Annotated in this window: 5 protein-coding genes and 1 pseudogene; 1 reads left to right on the top strand and 5 read right to left on the bottom strand. The window is 69.6% G+C overall.

What is annotated here, in order from left to right:
* Positions 1 to 151: 151 nt before the first annotated feature.
* Positions 152 to 412 (bottom strand): hypothetical protein, encoded by a 261-nt coding sequence (locus ACY5KJ_RS17340; protein ID WP_462203860.1) that lies wholly within the window; start codon positions 410 to 412, stop codon positions 152 to 154.
* Positions 413 to 770: 358 nt separating this feature from the next.
* On the opposite strand from ACY5KJ_RS17340, the gene ACY5KJ_RS17335 reads away from it, so the two are divergent.
* Positions 771 to 1,187, top strand: coding sequence for a response regulator transcription factor (locus ACY5KJ_RS17335; RefSeq protein ID WP_462203859.1), 417 nt, complete (start codon positions 771 to 773; stop codon positions 1,185 to 1,187).
* Positions 1,188 to 1,280: 93 nt separating this feature from the next.
* On the opposite strand, the pseudogene ACY5KJ_RS17330 reads toward ACY5KJ_RS17335, so the two are convergent.
* The 4 genes and pseudogenes from ACY5KJ_RS17330 to ACY5KJ_RS17315 all read right to left on the bottom strand — a co-directional run.
* Positions 1,281 to 1,679, bottom strand: a pseudogene (locus ACY5KJ_RS17330) (FCD domain-containing protein); the annotation flags it as partial.
* Positions 1,680 to 1,691: 12 nt separating this feature from the next.
* Entirely contained in the window at positions 1,692 to 2,021 is a 330-nt protein-coding gene (locus ACY5KJ_RS17325) for a GntR family transcriptional regulator (protein WP_462203858.1), read from the bottom strand.
* A gap of 159 nt (positions 2,022 to 2,180) precedes the next feature.
* Positions 2,181 to 3,527, bottom strand: a complete 1,347-nt coding sequence (locus tag ACY5KJ_RS17320; RefSeq protein ID WP_462188138.1) for an NtaA/DmoA family FMN-dependent monooxygenase — start codon at positions 3,525 to 3,527, stop codon at positions 2,181 to 2,183.
* Positions 3,528 to 3,581: 54 nt separating this feature from the next.
* The coding region (locus ACY5KJ_RS17315; protein ID WP_462203857.1) for an LLM class flavin-dependent oxidoreductase at positions 3,582 to 4,360 on the bottom strand (779 nt) is incomplete at its 5' end.

Here is a 4,360-nt window from a genome sequence, read left to right as displayed (position 1 = left end):
TGTGGCCGCGGCCGCCACGGCCAGTCCGGCCTATTCCTACCATCCACCCGCGCGGATTCCCGTGCATCCGCCCACATCATCCGCCGTCGTCCCACCTATTAACCCGGCGGGCTCATCGGATAACCCCCGAGGCCGTTTACGCTGCCCGCCGTCAACCCGCTGACGTGCGGGTTCCCGCCTGCCTCCAGGAATTTCCTTCGCGCCCCCTCAAACCGAGGGGTACTTTGGTGCGGCGACGTGGCATGACGCCCCCGAAGGAGCCCCTTTCGGGGTAGCATTCAAGACTACCCTCGGGCCTTCCGGCCGGGGGGAGCAGTATGTTCTTGGCATGGGAGCGACACCATTGACGACCGGCCGGAGCAAGGAGATAGGGGACGTAATGAAGTAACAAATACGTGATCGAGAGCATCATCACAGGTCACAGGCCTGTGGAGGGTTCGAAACGCGCAAGTTATTTCATTTCGACTCCATAACCTTTTCGATGTAGCCGGCAGCGGGCATCCGACGAAGACGGACGGCCAGCCTGGAGCGGAGCCGACGTGGCAGTGTGCCCACTTCACCCGCGACCGGATCATGGAAGGCATCACACAAAGGTGGTGTACGGCTGATCCCGGGACCGACCGCCCCTTCATGAATACACCGGTACGCGCCTGGTTGTCCGGGGGCGCCCATCCGGAGGTAGCTGGGTTATCGACGTGGATAGGGAGAGGAGCATAATGGGCCCAGTGGCATCGGATTCGATCCCGATGCAGGTGCGCCTGCATCGGACGATGACCCCTGCCGGCTTTGACCGCGCACCGGGACCATTCGTCGCCGATGGACAGCCGCCCGACTCTCGCACGCAGCGGGAGCGGGTCCGCCTGGCCCAGATCGAGTTGCTGGAGCTGAGCGCCCAGATGACGGCCCCCCATCTCCGGCGGCAGATCCTGCACATCTACTCCCTGCTGCGCAACGAACCGGTCGTCACGCCCGGCCCGCCGAAGCCGCCGCCCTTCCGCCTCACCCTGCGGGAGATGGAGGTGCTGACCCTCGTGGCCACTGGCTGCTCCAACGTCGAGGCGGCGGAGCACCTCACGATCCGCGCCGAGACCGTGAAGACCTACATGCGCAGCATCATGCGCAAGATGGGGGTCCGTAACCGTACGGCAGCCGTGCACGCCGCCCGGCAGAGCGGCCTGCTGGACTGAGCGGCCCGCTGGACCGAGGCGGCGCCGTAGCCCCCCAGCGAGACGACGCGCGGACCGTGACCAGGCGGCGGCATGGACCCGGCCCCGGACGGCTCACCAGCCGAGGAGATCCTCCGGCTGGTCGCGGAGGTAGCGGGCCATCGCGTCCCCGTGCTCACGGCACAGTGCGGCGGCGGTGTCGGCATCGCCGTCCCCCACCGCCTCGGCGATCCACCGGCACTGCTCCCAGGCCAGGGCGACGCTGGCGGGGTCGGGCAGGAACGGCCGCGAGGCCGGGTACTGCGACAGCGAGCCGAGCACGTCCTCGAAGAGCTGAAGGGTGGGGCTGCGGGCGATCTCGGCGAGCAGCACGCCCCACTGCGCCCGGGTCCGGGCATGGTCGCGGGCATCCCCACCGGCGGTGCCGTCAACGGCGGCGTTGACGGCACCGCCGACGGCGCTGTCGACGAAGGTCAGCAGCCGACCCCGCTCGGCCGGATCCGGATTGAGCGCGGCGAGCCGGGCTCAATCGGTGGTGATGAGGGCGTGGGTCGCGCTGAGGTCGGCGAACGAGGCCCGACGGGTGCGCAGGAAGACCGACGCCATGTGGGCGACCCCGGCCGCGTCCGGCCGCTGCCCGTACAGACCGCCGTGATGACCCCGGCGGACGGTGAGGATCCCCTCGGCCTGCAACAGCCGCACCGCCTGACGCAGCGACGGCCGGCTAACGCCGAGCCGGGCCAGCAGCTCGTTCTCCTGGCCGAGGTACAGGTCGCCGTCCTGCCGGCTGAGAATCTCCTCCCGCAGAACATGAGCGACCGCCGTCGCCGTGTTCACCGCGGCCACCCGTTCCATGCGTCCCTCCTCCCGAGCGTGACGCCTCCCGAGCATGACGCGAGCAACATCATACTTTCAGGTACCTGTGAGTTTCAGGTACCGAAGACAACACCGCCGGCGAGGAGTTCGAGACGGCGGGCCGAGCGGGCCGGGCGGGCAGCCCGACCGGGCAGCCCGTTACCCGAGCGGAGCGAGGCCGAGGTGCTCGCGCAGCGTCGTCCCCGAGTAGTCGGTGCGGAATACGCCGCGCTCCTGAAGCAGCGGCACGACCGTGTCGGCGAACTCATCCAGCCCGCCCGGGGTGATGTGCGGGACGAGGATGAACCCGTCGCTGGCGTCCTCCTGGACGAACTTGTTGATCGTCTCGGCTACAGTAGCGGCCGAACCGATGAACGACTGCCGTCCGGTGACCTCGATGACCACCTCGCGCAGCGAGAGCTTCTTCGCCTCGCCGAGCTCGCGCCACTGCCGGACGGTCGCCTGCCGGTCGTCGAACATCCGCACGCTGGCCCGGCCCTTCGAGATGGTGTTCTCCCCCGGTACCGGGTCGACCTCGGGCACCGGGCCGTCCGGGTCGTAGCCGGAGAGGTCGCGGTTCCAGAGCTGCTCGGCGAACAGGATCGCCGTCGCCCCGCTGACCTGCTGGCGCCGGATCACGCCGGCCCGTTCCCGCGCCTCGGCGTCGGTGTCGCCGAGGACGAAGGTCACCGCCGGCAGGACCACCAGTTGCTCGGGTCTGCGGCCGTGGCGGGCCAGGCGGCCCTTGATGTCGGCGTAGAAGGCCTGGCCCGCGTCGAACGTGCTGTGCCGACTGAAGATCGCGTCGGCGGACGAGGCGGCGAACTCGCGGCCGGCTCCCGAGTCGCCGGCCTGGAAGATGACCGGCCGGCCCTGCGGGCCGCGCGGCACGTTGAAGTGGCCGCTGATGTCGAAGAACGCGTCGTGCAGGTCGAACGCGCCCGGCCGCGGCGTCCGCAGGAAGACCCCGGACTCCTTGTCGGCCACGATCTCGTCGCCGTGCCAGGAGTCGAACAGCTCCCACGCCGTGCGCAGGAACCGCTCGGCGCGGGCGTAACGGTCCTCCTCCCGCAGGTAGCCACCGCGGCGGAAGTTCTCCCCCGTGAACGCGTCCCACGACGTGACCACATTCCACGCGGCCCGACCGGCGGAGAGATGGTCGAGGCTGGCGAACTGCCGGGCGACCTCGTAGGGCTCGTTGAATGTGGAATTGATGGTGCCGGCCAGCCCCAGCCGTTCGGTCACCGCGGCGAGCGCCGCGAGCACGGTGAAGGTATCCGGCCGGCCGACGACGTCGAGATCGTGGATGCGCCCGTTCTGCTCACGCAGGCGCAGCCCCTCGGCCAGGAAGAAGAAGTCGAACTTCGCCCGCTCCGCGGTCCGGGCCAGATGGGCGAAGGAGCTGAACTCGATCTGGCTGCCCGCCTGCGGATCACTCCACACCGTCGTGTTGTTCACTCCGGGAAAGTGCGCAGCCAGGTGGATCTGCTTGATCGGCCTGCTCATCGGGGGTCCTCCGGAATCCTGCGTGACGTCCGCCGCCGAGAGTCGGATCAACGATCAGACGGTGGCGTAACGGTTGGCGGGTCGCGGCAGGCCGAGGTGGCCGCGCAGAGTGGTGGCCTGGTAGGCGGTGCGGAAGGCGCCACGGTGGTGGAGTTCACCGACGAGCCCGCGGGTGATGGCTTCGAGGTCGTGGGGAAGGGCGGCCGGGCGTAGTCGGAACCCGGTCAGCCCGGTGGATCGCCAGTCGAGGAGAAGGTCGGCGAGGTCGCCGGGGGTACCGGCGAAGATCAGCGCGTCGGAGGTGTAGGGCTCACCGGCACGGGCATCGAGACGACCGCGCCGTTCGGCGGCCTGCTCCGCGGAGGCGTCGAGGAGAACGACGAGATCGGCGAAGACGTGCAGGGTGTCGTCGGCGCGTCCGGCCGCGGCCTGTTCGGCGCGGATCTCGCCGACGATCGCCCGGGCGTCGGCGGCGGTGTGCGGGGTGATGTAGGCGACGTCGGCGGCGCGGGCGGCGAGCCGGTAGGAAATGGTGCTGTGGCCCAGGGCGGTGACCAGCGGCTGGCCCTGGGGCGGACGGGGGACGATGGAGGGCCCGCGGACGGAGAACCAGCGGCCTTCGAAGTCGATGTAGTGCAGTTTGTCGCGGTCGATGAACCGTCCGGTGGCGGTGTCGCGGATCTCGGCGTCGTCTTCCCAGCTGTCCCACAGCCGGCGTAGGACCTCGGCGTAGTCGGCGGCCTCGTCGAACAGGTCGCTGATGACCGCCTGGGCCTGGGGGGTCTGGTAGTCGGCGATGGTGGGGAGGTCGCGTCGGCCGAGGTGGGGAGTTT

The organism is Frankia sp. CcWB3, from assembly GCF_977927595.1.
This window is presented reverse-complemented; position numbering and strand designations above follow the sequence as displayed.

Excerpts from the sequence above, each read along its gene's own strand:
- ACY5KJ_RS17340 (WP_462203860.1), bottom strand. The coding sequence starts at position 412 with ATGATGCTCTCGATCACGTATTTGTTACTTCATTACGTCCCCTATCTC.
- ACY5KJ_RS17335 (WP_462203859.1), top strand. The coding sequence starts at position 771 with ATGACCCCTGCCGGCTTTGACCGCGCACCGGGACCATTCGTCGCCGAT.
- ACY5KJ_RS17325 (WP_462203858.1), bottom strand. The coding sequence starts at position 2,021 with ATGGAACGGGTGGCCGCGGTGAACACGGCGACGGCGGTCGCTCATGTT.
- ACY5KJ_RS17320 (WP_462188138.1), bottom strand. The coding sequence starts at position 3,527 with ATGAGCAGGCCGATCAAGCAGATCCACCTGGCTGCGCACTTTCCCGGA.